The 22,651-nt window shown below is 63.1% G+C and carries 15 protein-coding genes; 5 read left to right on the top strand and 10 right to left on the bottom strand.

Annotated features, from left to right (window positions below; translation table 11 throughout):
* Positions 1 to 122: 122 nt before the first annotated feature.
* From PZ895_RS06020 to PZ895_RS05985, 8 genes are all read right to left on the bottom strand, one after another.
* Positions 123 to 1,133, bottom strand: a complete 1,011-nt coding sequence (locus PZ895_RS06020) for an oligopeptide/dipeptide ABC transporter ATP-binding protein (protein ID WP_275838118.1) — start codon at positions 1,131 to 1,133, stop codon at positions 123 to 125.
* Positions 1,130 to 3,046, bottom strand: coding sequence for a dipeptide/oligopeptide/nickel ABC transporter permease/ATP-binding protein (locus PZ895_RS06015; RefSeq protein WP_275838117.1), 1,917 nt, complete (start codon positions 3,044 to 3,046; stop codon positions 1,130 to 1,132). Before PZ895_RS06015 ends, PZ895_RS06020 begins: the two co-directional genes overlap by 4 nt.
* On the bottom strand, positions 3,043 to 3,990 hold the full coding sequence (locus tag PZ895_RS06010) for an ABC transporter permease (protein WP_275838116.1): 948 nt from the start codon (positions 3,988 to 3,990) through the stop codon (positions 3,043 to 3,045). The genes PZ895_RS06015 and PZ895_RS06010 overlap by 4 nt, the downstream gene beginning before the upstream one ends.
* A gap of 58 nt (positions 3,991 to 4,048) precedes the next feature.
* Entirely contained in the window at positions 4,049 to 5,605 is a 1,557-nt protein-coding gene (locus PZ895_RS06005; RefSeq protein WP_275838115.1) for an ABC transporter substrate-binding protein, read from the bottom strand.
* 163 nt (positions 5,606 to 5,768) lie between these two features.
* Complete coding sequence (locus PZ895_RS06000) at positions 5,769 to 7,664, bottom strand: sugar phosphate isomerase/epimerase and 4-hydroxyphenylpyruvate domain-containing protein (RefSeq protein WP_275838114.1); 1,896 nt, start codon at positions 7,662 to 7,664, stop codon at positions 5,769 to 5,771.
* Positions 7,661 to 8,512, bottom strand: coding sequence for a shikimate dehydrogenase (locus PZ895_RS05995; RefSeq protein WP_275838113.1), 852 nt, complete (start codon positions 8,510 to 8,512; stop codon positions 7,661 to 7,663). The genes PZ895_RS06000 and PZ895_RS05995 overlap by 4 nt, the downstream gene beginning before the upstream one ends.
* 111 nt (positions 8,513 to 8,623) lie before the next feature.
* The gene (locus tag PZ895_RS05990; RefSeq protein WP_275838112.1) at positions 8,624 to 9,301 is read right to left on the bottom strand and encodes a GntR family transcriptional regulator; all 678 of its coding nucleotides are present in this window, start codon (positions 9,299 to 9,301) and stop codon (positions 8,624 to 8,626) included.
* A 54-nt stretch (positions 9,302 to 9,355) separates the two neighbouring features.
* Complete coding sequence (locus PZ895_RS05985; protein WP_275838111.1) at positions 9,356 to 10,030, bottom strand: GntR family transcriptional regulator; 675 nt, start codon at positions 10,028 to 10,030, stop codon at positions 9,356 to 9,358.
* 215 nt (positions 10,031 to 10,245) lie between these two features.
* On the opposite strand from PZ895_RS05985, the gene dctP reads away from it, so the two are divergent.
* From dctP to PZ895_RS05965, 4 genes are read left to right on the top strand one after another with little or no spacing between them, the layout of a single operon-like run.
* Positions 10,246 to 11,232, top strand: a complete 987-nt coding sequence (gene dctP / locus PZ895_RS05980; RefSeq protein ID WP_275838110.1) for a TRAP transporter substrate-binding protein DctP — start codon at positions 10,246 to 10,248, stop codon at positions 11,230 to 11,232.
* A 54-nt stretch (positions 11,233 to 11,286) separates the two neighbouring features.
* Positions 11,287 to 11,814, top strand: coding sequence for a TRAP transporter small permease subunit (locus PZ895_RS05975; protein WP_275838109.1), 528 nt, complete (start codon positions 11,287 to 11,289; stop codon positions 11,812 to 11,814).
* The gene (locus tag PZ895_RS05970) at positions 11,814 to 13,106 is read left to right on the top strand and encodes a TRAP transporter large permease (RefSeq protein WP_275838108.1); all 1,293 of its coding nucleotides are present in this window, start codon (positions 11,814 to 11,816) and stop codon (positions 13,104 to 13,106) included. The genes PZ895_RS05975 and PZ895_RS05970 overlap by 1 nt, the downstream gene beginning before the upstream one ends.
* 14 nt (positions 13,107 to 13,120) lie before the next feature.
* Positions 13,121 to 13,564, top strand: a complete 444-nt coding sequence (locus PZ895_RS05965; RefSeq protein WP_275838107.1) for a type II 3-dehydroquinate dehydratase — start codon at positions 13,121 to 13,123, stop codon at positions 13,562 to 13,564.
* A 27-nt stretch (positions 13,565 to 13,591) separates the two neighbouring features.
* Here the strand turns inward: PZ895_RS05965 and PZ895_RS05960 are convergent, their stop codons facing one another.
* Both PZ895_RS05960 and PZ895_RS05955 read right to left on the bottom strand, forming a co-directional pair.
* Entirely contained in the window at positions 13,592 to 14,263 is a 672-nt protein-coding gene (locus tag PZ895_RS05960; RefSeq protein ID WP_275838106.1) for a response regulator transcription factor, read from the bottom strand.
* The gene (locus tag PZ895_RS05955; RefSeq protein WP_275838105.1) at positions 14,260 to 15,612 is read right to left on the bottom strand and encodes a histidine kinase; all 1,353 of its coding nucleotides are present in this window, start codon (positions 15,610 to 15,612) and stop codon (positions 14,260 to 14,262) included. The genes PZ895_RS05960 and PZ895_RS05955 overlap by 4 nt, the downstream gene beginning before the upstream one ends.
* Before the next feature lie 353 nt (positions 15,613 to 15,965).
* On the opposite strand from PZ895_RS05955, the gene PZ895_RS05950 reads away from it, so the two are divergent.
* Positions 15,966 to 22,631: a peroxidase family protein gene (locus PZ895_RS05950; protein ID WP_275838104.1), complete on the top strand. Its 6,666-nt coding sequence runs from the start codon at positions 15,966 to 15,968 to the stop codon at positions 22,629 to 22,631.
* The last annotated feature ends 20 nt before the right edge of the window (positions 22,632 to 22,651 follow it).

Here is a 22,651-nt window from a genome sequence, read left to right as displayed (position 1 = left end):
CGGACGGCCTGTGTTGCAGCCATTCTTCGCCTCGAAGCTGGTGCGAGGCGTGCGTGTCCCGTGGCCATGCGCGAATGCCGCACGCCGGGCGGTCCGAAAAGGACCGCCGGAGCAAACAGGAATCACGTCTTTTCGTTCCGGGAATGCCTGCCGGCCGCTGCTTTCCCCGGAGGATGGAAGCAGGCCGCCGAATGCCCTTCGTTCGCGACCGCTGCATCGAGACCCGGCCGTTCCGATCGGCAAAGTTCATCGGCTGCCGGGCAGCGTGCGGCAAAGGCGCAGCCCTTCGGCGGGTCGTAGGGGTCGGGAAGATCGCCTTCCGTGCCCGGCGCGTGGAGCGGCCGGCCGGGGGCGGGTGCGGTATCCAGAAGAAGCCTGGTGTAGTGATGGTGCGGATCGGCGAAGATCGAGCGCGAGGGGCCTATTTCAGCAATGCGCCCGAAATACATCACCGCGACGCGGTCGCTGACGCTTTCGACCACCGACAGGTCATGGCTGATGAAGACGTAGGTCAGGCCGAAGCGACCCTTCAGATCTTCCAGCAGATTGAGCACCTGGGCCTGCACGGATACGTCGAGCGCGGAAACGGGCTCGTCCAGGACGATCAGGTCCGGGCCGGCCGCCAGAGCGCGGGCGATGGCGATGCGTTGCGCCTGCCCGCCGGAAAACTCATGCGGGTAGCGTTCGAGGAATTCGGTCCGCAAGTTCACCGCGTCGAGCAATTCGTTCAGCCTCGCCTCGCGCTCCCTGCGCCCCAAACCGCGCAGCCGTTTCAGCGGCGCTTCGAGGATGGCGCGGACGGTCTTGCGCGGATTGAGCGAGGAGACCGGATCCTGAAACACATACTGGATGCGCCGTGCGACGCGGTTGAAATCCTTACGCGTGATCGCGGCGATGTCCTCGCCCTTGAAGCGGACGGTCCCGCCCGTTGGTGCGTCCAACCCGATCAGAATGCGCGCCAGCGTCGATTTCCCGCAGCCGGACTCGCCGACGATGCCCAGCGTCTCGCCGGGATAGATATCGAGCGACACGTTCTGCACCGCATGAACGCCGGGCTTCATACGGCCGAACAGCGTGCGGCCACCGCCGAAGATGCGTTCAACCGCATCGATCCGAATGAGGGGCGCGGTCATGATGCGTGCCCCGCAAGGGGGAAGAGGCAGCGGGCGCCGCGCTCGTCGCCGAGGTCGAACAGCGGAACGTCGTCCTTGCGGCAGTCCGGCCGAGCGTAGGGGCAGCGGGGCGCGAAAGCGCATCCGTCCGGCAGGTCGTCCGCCGGAGGCGGCAAGCCTTCGATGGCATCAAGCCTGCGGTCCGGCTTGCCCAGCACGGGCACGCAATCGATGAGCTTGCGCGTATAGGGATGCGCCGGATCGTTCAGAATCTGCGCGGTGGTGCCAGTCTCGACGATCCGGCCCGCATACATCACGGCCACACGATCGCAGATTGCCGAAACCACGCCGAAATCGTGGGTGATGAACAGGATCGATGCGCCCTTGTCGCGGCGCAGCCGGTTTATCAGGGTCAAAATCTGCGCCTGCACGGTCACGTCGAGCGCCGTCGTCGGCTCGTCGGCGATCAGCAATCCGGCGTCGTTCGCAAGCGCCATGGCGATGACCACGCGCTGGCGCATCCCGCCCGACAATTCGTGCGGATAGGCGTCGAGCCGGCTTTGCGCATTCGGGATCCGCACCAGCGCCAGCAATTCCCTTGCCCGTTCCCGCGCCTTGCGGTGGTTCAACGGCTGGTGCGCGCGGATCGCCTCGACAATCTGGTCGCCGACCGTGAAGAGCGGGTGAAGCGTGGAAAGCGGATCCTGGAAGACGTGGCTGACAGCGCCGCCGCGCAACTGGCGGATGCGTTCGTCGGTGGCCGCAAGCAAGTCCTCGCCGTTTAACTGGATCGCACCGCCGGCGATGCGGCCCGGCGGCGTAGGCACGAGACCCATGATCGCCATGGCCGTCACGGACTTTCCCGAACCCGATTCCCCGACGATGCCGAGAGTCTCGCCCGGTGCAAGCGACAGGTCGACTCCATCCACGGCATGAAGGGTCCGCGACCCAACATCAAACTGCGCTTTCAGACCGGATACGTCGAGCACGTTTCCCGACTTTGCGATAGGCGCGTCCGTGGCACTGCGGTCGATCGCCGTGCGTCCGATCGGCCGCGTCAGAGCCCCCGATTTCAGGCGCGGATCGAGCACGTCCCGCACGCCGTCGCCGAACAGGTTGATGCTCATTACCAAAAGGAAGATGGCGATGCCGGGAATCAAGGCAACATGCGGGGCGTTGAACAGCACCCGGCGCCCATCGCCCAGCATGGAGCCGAGATCGGCCTGCGGCGGCTGCGCGCCAAGCCCGAGAAAGGAGAGCCCCGCCGTCTCGAGGATCATCCAGCCGACCGTGGTCGACATGGTGACGACGATGACGGGGGCGACGTTCGGCAGGATCTCGGTGGAAAGGATGCGGGCATGGCTCTTTCCCGACAGCCGCGCGGCATCCACGAAATCGCGCCGCGCGAGACCGAGCGTGACGCCGCGTATGTTGCGGGCGAAGAAGGGGATGTTGACCACGGCGATCGCGTAGAGCGCGTTGATCAGCCCTGGCCCGAGAACGGCGACGATGGCCAGCGCCAGCAGGATGTAGGGAAACGCCATCAGCATGTCGATGCCGCGCATCAGCACATTGTCCGTGCGTCCGCCCGCATAGCCGGCTACGAGACCGACGGCCGAACCGACGAAGGCGGCGATCAGCGTTGCCGAAAGACCCACCGCGAGAGTGACCCGCAGCCCCCAGACGAGCCGGGAGAAGATGTCGCGTCCGAGCGCGTCCGTGCCGAGCAGATGACCTTCGGACAGCGGTCGCATCAGCCGGTCGGCGGGCGAGGTCGCGTTCGGGTCGTGCAAAGGCAGCAGCGGCGTGAGCAGAGCCAGCGTCACCATCGCGACGAGGACGACAAGGCCGCCGGTCGCCAGCCTGTTGTTCAACATTAAGCGAACCGCATCGGGGCGGTCGGAGGCGCGACGGGTAGAGATCACGCCGCTCATCGCCTCAGCCTCGGATCGAGCAGTGACTGCGCCACGTCGGCCGCGAGATTGAAGAGCACGTAGCTTGCGGCGACCACCAGCACGCCGCCCTGGACGAGCAGGATGTCTCGCGTCGAGATCGCGTTGACCAGCATGGCGCCGATGCCCGGCCACTGGAACACGGTCTCGATATAGACCGCCCCTCCGAGCACGAAGCCGGCCTGAATGCCGATCACCGGAATGACGCTGACGAGTGCGGCCTTGAAGGCATGGACACAGATCACGCGGCGCTCGCTGACGCCCTTGGCGCGCGCGGTGCGGATGAAATCCTGGCGCAGCACTTCGAGCATCGCGGTGCGCGTCAGGCGCGCGATCACGCCTGTCGCCACGGCTGCCAGCGTGAATGCGGGCAGGACCAGATGGTAGAGAAGGTCGGGCAGGTCGCCGCCGCCATAGATCGCGTACATGCCGCTTGGCGGAAACCAGCGCAGGTTCACGGCGAAGCCGAGGATCAGCATCAGGCCGAGAAAGAAGGACGGTGTCGAGATGCCGATCAGCACGAACAAGGTGATGATGCGGTCGGCCCAGCCGAACTGGTTCACGGCCGAGACAATGCCCGCTATGAGGCCCAGCACGGCGCACAGCAGGAGCGCCGCGCCAGCGAGGACGAGCGTTGCCGAAAAGCGCTCCATGACCTCATCGAGGACCGGGCGGTTGAGGGCGAAGGATCGGCCCAGATCGCCCTGAAGCAGATTGCCGAGCCAGATCAGGTATTGCTGGGGCAAGGGCTTGTCGAGGCCGAGCTGCGCGTTCAGCCGGGCAACGTTTTCCGGCGTCGCGTAGTTGCCGAGGATCGCCGTCGCCGGGTCGCCCGGTATCAGCGTCATCATCAGAAAGACGATGATCGACAACCCCAAAAGCACGGGTATGACCGCCAGAAGCCGTTTCGCTACATAAGTCGCCATGGTCGCAGACATCCGGTTCGGCCCGCTTTCGCCATGCCGGCAAAGCGGGCCGAAGCCATCAGTTCTTCACCACGTTCTTGAGCATCAGGAAGAAGGACGGCTGAAGTGTGAACCCTTCGATGTTGGCGGTGGTGACGGCGCCTTGCACCCAGTTGGCCACGAACAGCCACGGTGCCTCGTCATGGACGATCGCCTGCACGTCTCGATAGAGAGCCGCGCGCTCTTCCGGATCGGTCGCCCTGCGGGCCCGATCGAGCATCTCGTCGACATCCGGGTTGGAATAATAGCCCGAATTGAAGCCGCCTTCCTGCGGCCATGCGGCCGTGCGCAGCGTCAGGAAGGGCAGCGTGTCCGGATCGTTGGTCATCCAGGCCATCTGCGCCATCTGCGCCTTTCCTTCGAGACCGGGATTCACCTGCCCGAGGAAGGTGTTCCATTCATAGGTCTCGATGCGGACATTCATGCCGACGGCAGCAAGGTCCGCCTGGATCGCGGTCCCCATCGCCACCGGATCGAGCATACCCGAGCCGCCCTCGGTGACGTAGAAGACGATTTCCTCGCCCTCATATCCACCTTCCTCGAGCAGTTCGCGGGCGCGGTCGGGGTCGTAGGGGTAGGGATCGACCTCCTCATTATAGGCCCATGCGAAAGCCGGCGGCACGGGGCCTGCGGATATCTCGGCCGTTCCCTGAAGAACGTCGTTGACCAGCGCTTCCTTGTTCACGGCGAAGTTCACGGCCTGCCGGACCGCCTGGCTCTCGAACGGCCCTTCCTTCATGTTGAGGATGAGATACCAGACATGAGGACCGGCCTGCTCATGCGCGTTGAAATCCGGCGCGTCGCGGAACTGGGCCATGGAATCCGGCGGTGCCTCGACCATGATGTCGAGACCGCCCGCAAGCATTTCGGCCATGCGCGTATTGGCATCGGTGATCGGACGGAAGACAACCGCTTCGAGCGTGGGAGGGCCATCCCAATAATCGGGGCTCGCCGCGATGACGACGCGCTGGTTCGCCTGCCATTCGGCGAAGCGGAACGGCCCGGTGCCGGAGGGGTTGCGCCCGTAATCCTCGCCGAACTGCTCGACGGCTGCGGGCGAAACGATCAGCCCGGTGGGATAAGCGAGATTGGACAGGAAGGGCGCGAACGGCTCGCTGAGCGTGAATTCGACCGTCATGTCGTCGACTGCCGTCACGTCTTCGACGGCTGAGAAGTTGAACGAGAGCGGGAACGGCCCCGTACCATGGAACGGATGCGCCTCGTCCAGCATTCGCTCGAAGTTGAATTTCACCGCTTCGGCATTGAACGGCGTGCCGTCATGGAAGGAGACGCCCTGGCGAAGCTGGAACGTGTAGGACAGCCCGTCCTGCGAAATCTCCCAGCTCTCCGCCAGTGCCGGCTCGACCTCCAGCGTTCCGTTCCCGAAGCGCACCAGCCCTTCATAGATGTTCATGAGAATGCGGAAATCATTGGTTGCGGTCGCGACATGCGGATCTAGCGACTGGGGTTCGGCGATCTGGCCGACGACCAGCACGTTGGGCGGGGTTTGAGCATGAGCAGCCGGCGTGACTGTCATGGCGCATCCAACCGCGACGGCGGCTATCAGGCGTTTCATCGCTTCTCCCTTCGACGATTATGCGGATATTGTTGCAATGCTCCCTGTTCGGGAACGCAACGGGCGGCGCCGGGTTCCCGAACTATAGACTTGTGGCTGTCTGACAGCTTCGCCGGAACCGGCCATCGCGCGCGACTGGAACTTGGGGCGACGCCACTGCCGATTACACCCGCGGCATACCCTTCGGTGGCAGCTCGCGACGCTGCGCCGCGATGCGGAATGGCGCGTTGGGCGCGCCATAGCCGCGATAACCCCCGCGCCGTTCCACGATCTCGAAGAAGAAGCCTTCGCCGTGGATCTGGCTGTAGAACTGGAAATATTCGCCCGCCTCGTCGCGGTCGTAGAGGATGCCCAACTGCGCCATCCGGTCGACCATTTCGGGTTCCAGCCCGAGACGGGCTTCCAGATCGTCATAATAATTGCGAGGAATGTCGAGCGGCTTGAAGCCGAGTTCGTACATCGCCTCGGCCGTTGCAAAGATGTCGTCGCTGGCGAGCGCCAGATGCTGTACGGACGAGCCGAAGCTTTCGGCCACGAAATGACCTGCCAGCGTCTTGCGGTTTTCGGCCCCGTTCAGCGTCAGCCGCAACGAACCTTCCTCGTTCTCGATGACCTGACTGCGCACCAGCCCGCCTGGATCCACCACATCGACCATCGGCAGCTTCCGCAACCTGAAGATCGAGGTATAGAAGAGCGCCCAGGACAGCATCTCTTCGTAATCCATCGTCTGAGCCACATGGTCCACCAATCGAAGCCCCGCCTCGGGGGCGTCGGGATCGACGAGTTCAAATTCCACGTCCCAGACCCTCGACAGTTCGCTCTTGCCGTCGATGAAGTAGATCACGCCACCGCCAATGCCACGAATCGCCGGGATGAGCAGTTCGCCCTCGCCACGCGCCTCCGAAAAAGGCTCGGCGCCGAGCGCGCGCGCACGACGGACGGTTGCTGCCGCGTCCTCCACCCTCAGGCCGATGGCGTAGGCCGAGGTGCCGTGAACGAGCCATGAGGAATGGGCGAAGCCTTCCTTCTCGGTGTTGATGACTATGTTGATGTCGCCCTGACGCAGGAGCGTGACGTCCCGGTTGCGATGACGGCCGCGCACCTGGAAGCCCATCGTCCGCAGCAGGGCAAGCAGAGAACGCGCCTCGTTCTCGTCCGCGGCGAACTCGATGAACTCGACCCCCTCGACCGCGATGCGATCGGGCAGTGCGGGGAGGTCGCCGATTTGAGAGGAAAGCGCAGGTTCGCTGCGCCGGACCTCGTCCATGAGCCAGACCAGCGAGCGCTTGCCGTCGACCGCGACCGATTTGGGCGAACCGCCTCTGAACTGGTCGTTGAAAACCTCCAGCGAGATCGGACCGTCATATCCGGTCGCCACCACCGATCGCATGAAGTCGACCACGGCCAGGTCGCCCTGTCCCGGCATGTTGCGCAGGTGGCGACTCCACTGCAACAGATCCATCTCGATCTTCGGCGCGTCGGCAAGCTGCACGATGAAGATGCGGTCACCGGGAATCGAGCGGATCGACTGGACGTCGATGCTGCGTGCCAGCGTGTGGAAGGAATCGAGGATGAGCCCGATCGAGGAATGATCGGCGCGGCGCACGATCTCCCAGGCATCGCGATGGTCATTGACGTGCCGCCCCCAGGCAAGCGCCTCGAAGCCGACGCGCAAGCCACGCTTTTGCGCCCGCTCGCCGAGCTCGCGAAGGTCGCCGGCCGCGCGGTCGATGCCGCCAAGGGCCGCCGGCGAGACGTTGGAGCAGATCAGCACGAGATCGGTGCCGAGTTCCTCCATCAGGTCGAACTTGCGCTCCGCCCGGTCGAAGGCGCGGCCGCGCTGCGGCTCGGGCAGTCCTTCGAAGTCGCGGAAGGGCTGGAACAGCGTGATCTCGAGCCCATGATCGCGGATCATGCGGCCCGCCTCGCGCGGGCTTCCGTCGAAGGTCAGGAAGTCCTGCTCGAAGATCTCCACCCCGTCGAAACCGGCCGCCGAGATCGCGGCGAGCTTTTCGGCGAGGTCGCCGCTGAGACAGACCGTTGCGATCGATGTCTTCATGGTGATGCCGAGGCCAATTCTTCGCTTGCAAGCGCTGCCCGCAGGGCCGCGGCATCGACCCGCCGGCCGGTGAAGATCGAAAAGGCGTCGATCCCCTGGTGGAAGAAGAGTTCGTACCCGCTGATGATCTCGACGCCGCGGTCCGAGGCATCGCGAAGGAACTGCGTGTCGACCGGTGTGTAGACCGCATCGAACGCCCACGACGCGCCATCGATCATCGCGGCCGGGATCGCGGTTCCGGGATAGCCCACCATGCCGAGAGGCGTCGAATTGACGAGGCCGTCGACTTTCAGCACGGCGTCCTCGATCGAGGGCGCCACCACGACGCGAATGCCTGTCCGTGCCTCTACGAGCGCATCGACGAGGCCCTGCGCCTTCGCGGCATCCCGATCGAAGATGCGCAATTCGCTGGCACCGAGCCGTGCGAGCGCGAAGGCGACCGCCTTGCCCACCCCGCCGGCACCGGCCATCGCGACCCTGCCTGGAGCTCCGCTGCCGAACCTTGCACGGAAGGCCGAGACGAAGCCCGAACAATCGGTGTTGTGGCCTTCCGGCGCGGCTTGGCCGAACACCACCGTGTTGCACGCCTTGATCACCGCCGTGGCGGGATCGGGCACATGCAGGCGCGACACCACTTCTTCCTTGTAGGGGTATGTGATGTTGATGCCGGCAAAGCCTTCGCTGGCGCAGCGCTCGAACACGGCGGAAAAGTCGAGCCCCATATCACGCGGGATGAGCCGCTCATACGTGACTTCCAAGCCGCACAACCTGCCGGCCTCGATATGGAGGCGCGGCGAGCGCGAGCGTGCGATGTTGTCGCCTATGAGGCCGAGGCGCGTGACCGTCACGACCTACTCCTTCGTCAGTCGGCAAATCCGACGCGCAAAGAGTAACCGCCGACAACAGCAGCTTCAACACATATTTTGATATTTATCATACGGTATGCACTTCATCCGGCATCAGCCAATGGTTCCAGTTGCCAATGCGTGTGCGACGCCGCCCTCGACATGACGCTGCAAGACATCACATGCCGTCCGGGCGTCACGCTCCAGCGCGGCGTCATGCAGGATCTGGTGTTCGCGTGCCGCTATGTCGCCGCGAAAGGACAGGGCGATCATCTGATAGCGCAGATATTTGTCGAAGACTGCGGCGTGCGTGTCCATCAGAACCTGCGACCCGCAGGCCGAGATGAGCGCCTGGTGGAACTCCCAGTCATAACGCTTCCACAGTTCGGTGTCGTCGCGATCGCCATCGCGCATCCGCTGCTCGAGTCGAGCGAGTTTATGGTGGGCGGAGACGACCCGTCCCTCCCACTCCATGTCGCCGGCGGCAAAGGATTCGCGCAGCGCATGGGTTTCCAGCAGGAGGCGCAGGGATGCGATCTCCTTCAGGTTCTCCACCGAGACGGGCGTGACCTCGAAGCCGCGCTGGCCTTCTGCCACGACCAGCCCTTCGGAGGACAAACGGTTGAGTATCTCGCGCAGCGTGCTGATGCTGGCGCCGTAGGAATCCCGCAGCCGCTCGAGCTTCAGCTTTTGGCCGGGCGCCAGACGGCCAAAAATGATGTCGGACCGGATGCGGCGATAGGCGTTCTCGCCGATGGTCAGGAGGGCACCGGTATCTTCGTCTGCCTGCACGTTCTTCATCCGTCAGTGATAGGTCGCGCCCGCATCCGGCGCAACGAGGAAGGGTCAGGCGTCGAGGAGACCATGCTCCAGCGTGTGCGCCACGCAGGCTCCGATGTGACTTTTCAGGACGTTTACCGCGGAATCGGCATCGCGATCGAGGGCGTGTTGCCGCAATTGCCTGTGTTCTTCCATGGCGCTTTCACCGCGAAAGATGACCGCGATGATCTGGTAGCGCAAATACCGGTCGAAGATTTGGGCGTGGGCGGCCAGAAGCGCCGCCGACCCGCAGGCCGATATCAGCGCGTGGTGGAATTCCCAGTCGTAACGCTTCCAGATCGCAGGGTCCTCTCGCTCTCCGGCGAGCATCAGCCGCTCCATCCGTGCGAGCTTGTGATGGGCCGCCACCACCTCGCCTTCCCAGTCGACGTCGCCACGTCGGAACGATTCGCGCAGGGCATGTCCCTCAAGCAGGTCGCGCATCGCCGCGACCTCCCGGAAATTCTGCTGCGAGACCGGCGCCACCTCGAAGCCGCGCTGGCCTTCGGCGACGACCAGCCCTTCCGAGGACAGCCTGAACAGGATTTCGCGCAGCGTGCTGACGCTGGCCAGATAAGGCTCCTTCAGCCGCTCGAGACGCAGCCTCGATCCGGGTGCCAATCGGCCGAAGATGATGTCGTGGCGGATACGCCGATAGGCATTCTCGCCGGCTGTGTCGGAATTGGAGACGGGCAGCGCCATCGGGGTTGATCCTCGTTCAGCCCTCTCATGCCAAGAAGCCGAGCGCCGGGCAATATGCGGCAAACGTCTTCAAACCAAATGACGAAATCGATAATACCCGATGTTTTTGAGAACGCCTATTGATCTGTCGTGCAGCTAATGGCATGACTTGGCATCGTGGCGGATTGCCCGACCCATCGGGCGCTGCCGGCGAGACTGTTTCCAGGGAGGTTGACATGACAGGATTGACCAGACGTACGCTCATGGCCGCAGGTGCCGCCATGATGGCCGCGTGCATTTCCACCGGCGCCATGGCGCAGGATGCGCAGACGCTTCGCTTCTCGGCGGTGTTCTCCGAACAGGACATCCGCGCCCGCATGATGGAGCGGCTGGCAGAGGCGGTAGCCGACGACTTCTCGCTCGAGATGCACTATGGCGGCACGCTTTTCAGCCAGGGCACCGAGCTCGTCGCGTTGCAGCGCGGCAATCTCGAAATGGGCAACATCGCCCCGCAGGATATCGCCAACCAGATTCCCGCCTGGTCGATCCTGACCTCGGCTTATCTTTTCCGTGACGCCGATCATCTCATGACCTTCTTTGCCAGCGACGCGGGCGCCGAAATGCGGGCGATGGCCGAGGACCAGCTCGGCATCCACATCCTCGGACCCACCTTTTTCGGCACGCGCCATGTCGGTCTCGTTCCCGATCGCAAGATCGAGACGCCGGAAGACATGGCCGGCATCCGCCTGCGTATGCCGCCCGGCGAAGCCTGGCAGTTCTTGGGCGAGTCACTCGGCGCCAGTCCGACCGCGATGGCCTATGCCGAAGTTTATACCGGGATGCAGACGGGCGCGATCGACGGCCAGGACAACCCGCTGCCAAATGTCGAGAACATGCGCTTTTATGAAGTCATGTCGCAGATCGCCCTCACCTCGCACCTCGTTGCCTTCGACCTGCTGACCGTCTCCAAGACCACATGGGACGCCATGAGCGAGGAACAGCAGGCCTCCTTCCAGGCCGCAGCCGACGAGGCCATGGCCTGGAGCGCCGCGGAGCATCAGCGTCGGGAAGAGGAACTCGCCGAGTTCGTTCGCGAACAGGGCGTCGAGGTTTACGTGCCCAATATCGACGCCTTCCGCACCTACGCCCAGGAGCGCTATCTTTCCGCGCCCATCTCGGCGGACTGGCCGGAAGGCATGGTGGAGCGCATCAACGCGCTCTGACAAGTGTGGCCTCCCGCCGCCCATCAGGGCGGCGGGCCCGCCTGAGGATTTGCGATGCGCCAGCACATCAGCAAGGCGTCTACCTGGCTTTCGCGAGGTGCCGAATTCGTCGCGGCAATGATGCTTGCCGTGATGTTCGGGTCCTTCCTTCTGACGATCCTTTACCGCTACGTCTTGAACTGGCCGGCGGGATGGGCTTCGGAGCTCTCCACGATCATGTGGATGTGGCTCGTCCTCTGGGGCGCGGCTTTCGTGACCCGCGAGCGCGAGGAAATCCGCTTCGACATCCTCTACGGCGCGGTGCCGGCGGCGATCCGGCGGTTGATGTTCGTCATCTTCGCGCTGGTCCTGATCGGCCTGTTCCTTCTGTCGCTTCCCGCCATCTGGGACTACGTCACATTCATGCGGGTCCAGCGGACGGCCTATCTGCGCATCCGCTTCGACTGGCTGTTCTCGATCTATGTCGTCTTCGCCGTCGCGATCGTGATCCGCTATGCATGGCTCACGGTCCAGGTCCTGCGCGGCCATGATCCGCTCGTGCCCGAGATCGACGAAGACGCCGACGCATCCAGGAGACCTTGATGGATCCCTTTACCGCGGCCGTCATCCTCATCGGCTTTCTCGCGATCCTGGGCCTTCCGATCGGCCTGTCGATGATTTCGGGATCGATCCTTTACCTGTTCATGCGCGGACAGGACATGGGCCTCGTCGCGGAGCGTCTCCTGAATTCCATGTTCACCGGCTACGTGATCCTGGCCGTGCCGCTCTTCATCCTGGCGGCCGAGATCATGAACATGGGCTCGATGACCGACCGCCTCCTGCGCTTTTGCAATGCGCTTGTCGGGCGGTTCCGCGGCGGCCTGGCACATGTCAACATCGTCCAGTCGATCATCTTTTCCGGCATGTCCGGCTCGGCGCTGGCCGACGCAGCCGGTTCGGGCCGCATCATTGCCAACATGATGACCAGGGACGGGCGCTACACGCGCAGCTTTGCGGCAGCACTGACCGCAAGCGCCGCAGTGATCGGCCCGATCATCCCGCCCTCGATCCCGATGGTGCTCTACGCGCTCGTGTCCGGTGCCTCGATCGGCTACCTGTTCCTGGCGGGCATCGTGCCCGGTCTCATCATGGGCGTGCTGCTCATGGTGCTCGTCGTCTACATGTCGCGCGCGCGGGGCTTCCCCGTCGAAGAACCGGTGCCGCTGCGCGAACTGCCCGCGCTGACGCTCGGGTCCTTTCCCGCGCTGATGATGCCCGTGGTGCTTCTGGGCGGCATCTATTCGGGCGTCGTCACCCCCACGGAAGCTGCCGCCGTCGCCGCCGCCTATGCCTTCGTGATCTCGATCGTGCTATATCGCAGCATCAGCGTCGGCACCTTCTATTCCGGGCTCGTCCGCAGCGCGCGCTCCTCCGTCGCCATCGGCATGTTGATCGCAGGCGCGCTGGTGTTCAACTATGTCGTGACCGCCGAGAACATTCCGCAGGCCCTGCGCATATATCTGGCCGAATACAATCTGACGCCGGTGCAGTTCCTGCTGCTGGTCAACGTGATCCTGCTGCTGTTGGGCGCGCTGCTCGAAGGCACGGCCATCCTCCTGATCATCGTGCCGGTCTTCATCCCGACCGCGGCCGCCCTCGGCATCGACCCGGTCCATTTCGGGGTCGTGGCGGTGGTCAACATCATGATCGGCCTCGTCACCCCACCCTACGGGATGCTCATCTTCGTGATGCAGAGCATCACGCGGGCGCCACTTCGCGCCATCATGAAGGATCTCGTTCCCATGATCGCAACGCTGCTTTTTGCCCTCGGGATCATCACGCTCTTTCCCGACCTGGTCCTCTGGCTGCCGCGCCAGTTCGGTTACCAGGGCTGACATCTGGAACCGACATGACCAAGCCAATCTACGTGCTCAACGGCCCCAATCTCAATCGTCTCGGCAAGCGCGAGCCACACATCTACGGTCATACGACGCTCGGCCAGGTGGAGGAGATGTGCCGCAGGGCGGCCGGCAAGCGCGAAATCGTCTTTTGCCAGTCCAATGCCGAGCACGAAATCATCGGCTGGATCCACGAGGCGATCGACGAAGGCGCGGGCATCGTCATCAATCCCGCCGCCTTCACCTTCACCTCGATCGCCATCCTCGATGCGCTCAAGCAATTCGACGGACCGATCATCGAACTGCACATTTCCAACATCCACAAACGCGAGGCGATCTATCACAACTCGCTCGTCTCGAAGGCGGCGACGGCGGTGATCGCGGGTCTGGGAGCAAAAGGCTACGAAACCGCGATGACGGCCATGCGGCAGCTACTCGATCAGGACCAGGTCTAGGCCGGTTTCCGATCGGGGCATCATCGGCTAGAGATCGTCCGTCGCCTCGCCAACGGCCTGCGCGTCAAGCGAGCCCCATTCGGTGCGCGCGACCAAGGCGGCTTCGACCCGGTTCCGCACCCCGAGCTTCTTCATGATATTGGTCATGTGATACTTGACCGTCTGTTCGCCGACACCGAGTTGGACTGCACATTCGCGATTGTTCAGGCCCATGGCGACGAACTGGAGGGTGCGCGTCTCCTGCGCCGACAGGGCATCGACCTGACGTTTCTGCTTGCCGCCGGCCAGGATTGTGACCAGGCGAACGGCAAGGTTCGGGGAAACGAAGGTTTCGCCCGCTGCGACCGTCTTGACGGCGTTGACCAATTCCGGACCCGACACGCCTTTGAGCAGGTAGCCGACGGCACCCGCGTCGAGCGCGCGCAGGACGTCGTCCTCGTTCTCGGATACGGTCAGCATGATGATGCGCGTGTCGAGCTTCATCGCGGCGATCTCGCCGACGGCGGCAATGCCATCATCCGGCATCGAGATGTCGATCAGGGCGATATCGGGCTTGCTCGCGGCGCAAAGCGAGACCGCCTCCCGGCCTGACGCGCCCTCGGCAACGACCCGGATCGCCGGGTCGCGCTCCAGGCAACTGATCACGCCGGCGCGGAACAGCGAGTGATCGTCGACGACGACGACGGAGACCGGTTTCATTCCTCACCGCCCCCGTTGATCGGCAGCACGATCGAGACGCGCGCGCCGCCATCTGGCATTCGACCGACGTCCAGCGTTCCTCCAAGGCTCTCGACGCGGTCGCGCATGGCGCCGAGGCCAAGCCCACCCTCTTGCCGCGGTGGCGTGCGGCCAAGGCCGCCGCCATCGCTGACGGACAGCGCGACCTCGAATTCGCCGACATGGCAGACGACTGTCTGGTCATGGCCGTCGGCGTGCCAGAAGGCGTTGGCCAGGCCCTCCTGCACGAAGCGGAAGACGCAGACATTGACGGCGGCCGGCAGGATGCCGTTATCGCCTGAAAATTCGTACTGGACGGAGGTGCCGGTCCGCAGTTCGTGCAGGCTGACAGCGCGCCGCACGACGGCCTCGACCTGCATTTCCTGGATTTCGGGGAGCATCAGGCCCCTCGAGATGGCGCGGATGTCGCTCAACGCTTCGTCGAGCAGTGACTTCATCCGGCTCGCTTCGGCGCGCTGGTCATTCAGGTCGAACTCGGTGATGCGGCCGACCTTCATGGCCGCGAGAGCGATCAGTTGCGCGGGACCGTCATGGAGATCCGCCCCCACCTGCCTGAGCATTCGCTCGTTGTTGCGGGCGAACTGGCGCGAGGCCCTCTGGACGCGCCGGTTGAGCTGTTCGATCTCCTGATGCGCGGTGCGAAGCTCGCAGAGCTGGCGCTGGAGGCGCTCGTGCTGGAGGGCGATGGTACGCGTGCCCTGGGCAACGATGCCGTAGAGCGAGCTCATCAGCAGGAGAGTGGACAAGGCGAGAACGATCCAGACCTGGCGCTGGATGAAGGCGATCTTGGCGTCGAGGTCGTCGGTGATCTCGTGGATCTCGGCAACTGCGACGATCTCGCCGGAAACGGCATCACGAAGCGGTATGTAGATTTCGAGGAACTGCTTCTCGAAGCCGCGCAGCCTGTGCTCGCCGGCGGACAGGTCGGTCAGGCGAGCGGAAAAGTCGCCGGCGAAGGCCGACGTAAGTGCGGCGGACGAGGCGAAGCTCAACCCCATGATGTTGTCCGAGCGGGAATAGATGATCCTGCCGTCCTGATCCCAGATGTCGAGGTGGGGGAAACGGGCGCTCAGATGCTGCGAGCCGAGAAGGGCGTCGAGCGAACCGCGTTCGTCGAAGCTCAGCATCCGCGCCACGCTCAATGCGTCGACATAGGGGTCGAGCAGCCGGCTGACGAGAAGGCCGGTCGAGGCGGCCCTGCTCTCGATCGACTTTTGCGTTGCCGTGTGCGTTATGTAGAGCCCGCCGAGCACCATGGCGGTCAGCATCAGCGCGCCCCCGGCAATCGCGAACCGGGCGCGCAGGCTCATCTGCAAACGCCATGCAGGGAAGCTGAGCCGGGGCAAGTCGAAATCCGCTAGAGCCACTTTCCTGTCCTTCGAATGACGATCAATCGCAGATTACAGGCGAAATCGTTAGGCAACCATGGCCAAAAGGCATGTTTCCGCCTCGACTAAAGTCAAGGCTGGTCGCAGTCGACTACCTCGACTTCGCTTCCCCATAGGGTGAATTCATTCGTCAGACCTAACGTCATTATGCGCGATGTGGGCTGCACTCACTATGAGGCCACATGGGATGGACCATCCGCGAGCGATCGTTCGACGAGCGCGCCGCGGCAACCTCCCTGGGGGATCAGGAGACCAACAGGTCAAGGGAGACAGTCATGGTTACGCTCGTTCGTCACGACCTCGAATTCATCTTGAAGCAGATTGTCATCGCGGAACAGCACGCGTCGGGCACACCGCTGACAGACCTTATCGAGCATCCCCTTCTGCCCTACGGTCTGCGTACCGTGGACGGCAGCTACAACAACCTGGTTGCCGGACGCGAGCAGTGGGGCGCATCGCAGCAACCCTTCCTGCCACTGACCAATGCCGACCATCGGACCGGGAGCGGGAGCATGGGCTCGGCCTATGCGCACGCGACCAACAACAACAACAATGATTACGGCCAGTCCGGTTCGGTCGTCGACTATGAACCGAGGCTCATCTCCAATTTGATCGTCGATCAGACCCTCGACAATCCGGCTGCGATTGCTGCCGCATTGAGAGATTCCGGGCTCGAAGGTCAGGACCTGCTTGACGTGGTTTCCGCAATCGTGGCCGCCCACAAGGCAGTCAAGGCTGCGGAGGGGAATTCCGAAACGTTGCCTGACACGATCGCGCTGCTTCAAAGCCAGATCGCCGTCATCCAGGCGAACATCGACGCATTGACGCCGGAAACGGAGTTCCTGCGTCCATTTTATGTAGCCGCTCTGGCCGAGCGCCAAACGCAACTGGAAACCGCCATGGCCGGCGGCAGCGAACTCGTGCAGGCCCGGCAAGCGCTTGCCGACTTGCTCGACGATCACGACATCCAGATGGACGGCCTGACCGTACTCATTCCCAACAAGGCACCCGACGAGGGTCTGTCCGCATCGTATAATTCCATTTTCACCATCTTCGGCCAGTTCTTCGACCACGGCCTCGACCTGGTGGCAAAGGGCGGAAACGGCACGGTCTACATGCCGCTCTCGCCGGACGATCCGCTTTACAATCCTGCAACGCCGCATACCAATTTCATGGTTCTGACGCGCGTGACGACCGGCGACGCTGCGGGCAATGCGGTCACGCCCTGGATCGACCAGAACCAGACCTACACGTCCAACGCCTCGCATCAGGTCTTCCTGCGCGAATACAAACTCGTCGATGGCAAGCCTGTCGCCACCGGCCATCTGCTGGAATCGCCGAGCGGGGGACTGGCAACCTGGGGGGACGTCAAGAAGCAGGCAAAGGAGATGCTCGGCATCGACCTTCAGGACGCCGACGTTCTGAACGTGCCGGTCGTCGCCGTGGATGCGTATGGCAATTTTATCCCGGGCGAAAATGGATTTGCCCAGTTGATGGTCGGTCTCACTGGAGGCGGGCAGGCCATCTACAAGGAGGGCCATCCGGACGCGCCGCTCAATCCGCATGAAGAAGGCGCAGCCAGAACCGGTATCGCGTTTCTCGACGACATCGCGCATGACGCGGCGCTGTTCAATTCGCGTGGCCAGAAGATGTATGCCGACCACGACGACGTCGTCGGCATGGGGGTCACGCTTATCGAGAACCCCAATTATGTGGCGGGGTACCAGCCGCCCGCCAACGGACCTGACCCCGAGGCCCATCTGCTGCGCCAGCTCGAATTCGTTGCCATTCATCCTGACTTCGATCCGGCCCTTGACGAAAGCGCCGCAAATCCGCGCTACATCAATCCGAACCGCTTCTACGACAATGAAAAGCTGGACAAGCATTTCATCACCGGTGACGGGCGCGGCAACGAGAACATTGCGCTGTCTGCGATCCATTTCGTCTTCCACGCCGAACATAATCGTCTGATCGAGCACACGAAGACCGTCATTCTGGATACGGGCGATCTAGCCTTCCTCAATAGCTGGCTTCGCGTTCCGGTTGCCGAACTGCCGACGACGGATGAGGCGATCGGGCAACTGCAATGGCATGGCGAGCGGTTGTTCCAGGTCGGCCGGTTCACCACCGAAATGCAGTATCAGCATCTCGTCTTCGAAGAATTCGCCCGCTCGATCCAGCCCGACATCGACATTTTCGACATCCAGGCCGGGAAGACAATCGTCGACATCAATCCGGCGATCTTCGCCGAGTTCGCCCATGTCGTCTATCGCTTCGGTCACTCGATGCTGAACGAGACCGTCGAACGCGTGAACTCGAACGGTGAACGGGACGACATCGACCTGTTCGGGGCATTCCTGAATCCTATGCAATTCAGCGACAACGGGATGACGCAGGCGCAGGCCGCCGGCGCGATCATGCGCGGCATGAGCGGACAGGTCGGCAACGAGATCGACGAGTTCGTGACAAACGTTCTGCGGAACGAACTGGTTGGACTGCCGCTCGATCTGGCGGCCATCAATATCGCGCGTGGCCGTGAAACCGGTATGCCGACGCTCAACCAGGCGCGCGCGCAGTTCATGGAGATGACCGACGGCGACACGCGCCTGAAGCCATACGAAAGCTGGTCGGACTTCGCCCTCCATCTGGCCAATCCCGCATCGATCGTCAATTTCATCGCTGCATATGGCCGTCATTCGATAATTACGGCTGCGACCACGATCGAGGGCAAGCGCGACGCAGCCATGACGCTCGTCTTCGGCTCGCCTGACGAGACGGCGGCAGAAAAGGCCGCGCGGCTTGCCTGGTTGAATGCGCCGGCTGCCCAGACCGGCGTCGACGATATCGATCTTTGGATCGGCGGTCTTGCCGAGCGCAAGATGCTGTTTGGTGGTATGCTCGGCTCTACGTTCTCGTTCGTTTTCGAGTTGCAGCTCGAAAACCTTCAGGACGGCGACCGGTTCTACTACCTGTCGCGCACGCAAGGCCTGAATCTTGGCACCGAGCTCGAGCAGAACTCCCTGGCCAAGATGATCATGCGCAACACAGATCTCGGCGCGACCGGCTTTGCCCTGCCGGACAACGTGTTCTTCGCATCCGACCATGTCTTCTATGTCGATTTCGACAAGCAGATGATGCTGACAGGGCTTGCCGATCCCGAGCACTCCAATCCCTTCCTCCAGGCTGTCTCAAGGCTGGTCGAGCGCAAGACCGCAGAGGAAAACGGCGGGGTCGCCTTCTTCCGCTACAATGGCTTCGACCACATCACGATCGCCGGCACGGAAGGCGACGATCACATCATCTCGGGCGGGGGCGACGACACGATCTGGGGCTTCGGCGGCAATGACCGTATCGAGGTCGGCAACGGCGTCGACCATGTCGACGGCGGCGACGGCGACGACATCATCACCAGCACGGGAACCGATATCGGCGCGGTCGCGATGCTCAAGGGCGGGGCGGGCAATGACGTCATCCACGCAGGCAGCGGAACCAACCTCGTCTTTGGCGGCTCGGGCAAGGACTTCCTGGTCGCCGGCAAGGACGGCGGGGAGATGCGCGGCGGCACCGGCGACGATTTCATGCTGGGTGGCGACGGATTTGACGTTCTGTTCGGCAATGAAGGTGACGACTGGATCGAGGCTGGCGGCCGCTTCGACGGCGTCGTCGGCGACAATGGCGACATATTCTTCAATTCCACCATCGTCGGACACGACGTGCTTAACGGCGGCAGCGGCGACACGGACTATGATGCCGATTCCGGCGACGACATCATGTTTGCCGGCGAGGGCATCCAGAAGTTCATCGGCGTATGGGGTCACGACTGGGTGATCTTCAAGGGGCAGCCGACCTCCGGCGACGCCGACATGAACTTTCCCATCTTCGACACCTTGCCTGCCGAGGTGCTGCGTGATCGCTATGACCAGGTCGAGGCGGTGTCGGGCTGGATTCACGACGATGTCATCCGCGGCGACGATCGCACCTTCGAAGACGGCGTCGACGTCATTTTCGACCCGACCCCGGAGGGAAATTTCCGTCACAACGAGCTGGACGAGGCCGCGATCGCACGCATTTCCGGACTGAGTCAGATCGTCAAGGCCGAAATGCTGGTCGACGGGGAATATTGGGCCGACGGTTCGGGCGTTACCAAGAAGATATTCGCCCACGGCAACATCCTGCTCGGCGGTGGCGGCAGCGACACGTTCGAAGGGCGCGGCGGCGACGACATCATCGACGGCGATGCCTGGCTGAACGTTCGCATCCGTATCGTGGGCTATGGCGAGCAAAACACCGAGGAAAACGAGATCGCCACGGTCGACAGCCTGAAGGATGCGGTGACCATCAACGGCGTCACCAAACCGCTGACCACATGGATGGTCGAAGGCGCGATCAATCCAAGCCAGTTGCACATCGTGCGCGAGATTCTCTGGGACGACAGCGGCATCGACACCGCCGTTTACTGGGACGTTCGGGCCAATTACGAAATCACCTACAATGCTGATGGCAGCATCATCGTCGAGCACATCACGCAGACGGCGGGCGCGGTCGATCCGATTACCGGACGCAACCGTCAGTCCGACGGGCGCGACACCCTTTACAATATTGAGCGGATCAGATTCGCCGACATGACGATCTCCGCCAACCGCGCGCCGAATCCGATCGAGGTGGCGGGACGGGCGATCGTGGGCAGCGATCTCGTGCTCGACCTTGACAGCGTCTCGGACCCGGACGGCATCACGGAAGGGACGACGTCCATCTCTTGGCAGGTCTTCGGAATCAATGGATGGACCCAGATTCCCGGAGGCACCGGGCCGTCATTGTTCCTTCTGGGGACCTACGCAAACATGCCGCTGCGCCTCGTCGTCACCTTCATAGACGGCTCTGGCAACCCGGAAGAGATCGTTCGGGATTTCGGTCCGATCGGCCTGGTCCTCAACGGCACGGGTGGGGCGGATACGATCATCGGCACAGACGGTTCGGACGACATCTTCGGCCTAGGCGGCGCCGACTTGATCCATGGCGGTGCCGGCGATGACAGCATCCGTGGAGGGGGCGGCAACGATACGATTTTCGGAGATGACGGCGACGACGAGATTCATGGGGACGGCGGCGCGGATACGATCCATGGCGGCGCCGGCAATGACACGATTTACGGCGGCGGGGGTGCCGACACGATCTTCGGCGATGAAGGCGATGATATAATTCAAGGCGATGGCGGTGCAGACACGATCGATGGCGGCGCCGGCGACGATACGATCATCTGGAACGCCAACGCACCGGGCGAGAATGATGATGGCCGCGACCGCATCGACGGTGGCGAAGGCATCGACACGTTCGTCGTCAACGGCAATGCGACGCAGGAACACTACACCATCTGGACGCGGCAGGAGTGGATCGAATTCAGCAATCAGAATTTGAATGCGTCGACCACCAACGTCAACTTCGATCCCGATGCCGAGATCATCGTTACGCGGAACGGGACGAATTTCGGCTCCGTCATCGCTCAGTTGCGAGGGATCGAAGAGATCGTGATCCATGGCGGCGGCGGCGGGGACACGTTCGAGATCGTGGGCGACTTCACCAACACGACCCTTCTCGAAAACACCATCCGGATCGAGGGTTCTTCTGGCGATGACGTGATTGACATATCTGCCCTCCGATCTGCGCATCGTGTTGTTTTCCGTTCGAATGGTGGGAATGACACGATTTTGGGTTCTTTGCGTCCTCAGGATGTTATCGAGTTGCCTGCGGGGTCTGAGCTTTCGGCTTTTTCTGCGTCGACGGTTGGCGGGATTACGGTTTTGAGCGACGGGACGCATTCGGTTTCGTTTGCGGCGGGTCCTGGCGGTCGTCCGAAGGTGAAGGTGAAGGACCGCGAGGAGGAGTATGCGTGGGCGGACGACGATGACGACGACGACGATTGGGACGACGACGATCATCACGACGACGACGATGATGATGATGATGACGACTCGTGCGGTGCGGGCGATGGGGGGGCGGTTGTTCCGGGCCCTGCGGCGGGAACGGGTCCGCTTTACCAGGTCGGCACTGCGTCTGCGGATGTTCTGATCGGGACGTCGGGCAATGACACGCTGATCGGGCATGGCGGTGACGACACGATCCTTGGGGGCGCCGGTGACGACGTGATCCTTGGCGGCGCGGGCAATGACTATTTGTTCGGGGACGATGGCCGCGACGTGATCCATGGCGGCGACGGCAATGACGACATCTTCGGCGGCGCGGGCAACGACACGCTGTTCGGCGATGGCGGCAACGACCGGATCTATGGCGGTGCGGGCAATGACTGGATCAATGCCGGCGCGGGCAACGACATCGTGTTTGCGGGGGCGGGCGACGACCGGGTGGTGGCGGAGGCCGGCGATGGCGACGACGTCTATTACGGCGGCGACGGGGACGGCGACTGGGGCAACGACACGCTCGACATGTCGTCGATCACGGCCGACATCATTGCCGATCTGGGGACTGGCTTCATGGGCCGCGGCCATGTGTTCTCGGTGCAGACCGGCAGCGACACGATCTGGGGGTTCGAGAACATCATCACCGGCTCGGGCAGCGACACGATCACGGCGAGCCGTGCGGTCAATGTGATGGATGGCGGGGGGTCCGGTCCCGACGGGCATGACACGTTCCGCTTCCTGTCGGCGGCCGATGCCGACGGCGACACGATCCTGGGCTTTGCGCCCGGCGACCGGATCGACCTTTCGATGGCCGATGCCAATGCGTGCCTTGCGGGCCGGCAATCCTTCTCGCTGGTGACGGGGGAGGCGTTTACGGGGCGGGGCCAATTGATGGTCAGCCACGAGGCGCGTGAGGATGGCGACTACACGATCGTGCATCTCAACACGAGCGGGGGCGCGCAGGCCGACTACAAGTTCGCGATCAAGGGCTCGCACAATCTGAGCGCCGACGACTTCCATCTCTAGGGTTTGGGGCCAAGGCCGTC

It is taken from the genome of Mesorhizobium sp. YIM 152430 (assembly GCF_029210365.1).
Taxonomy (GTDB): Bacteria; Pseudomonadota; Alphaproteobacteria; order Rhizobiales; family Rhizobiaceae; genus Aliihoeflea.
The sequence above is the reverse complement of the archived record's forward strand: the minus strand, read 5'-3'. Positions and strand labels throughout refer to the sequence as shown.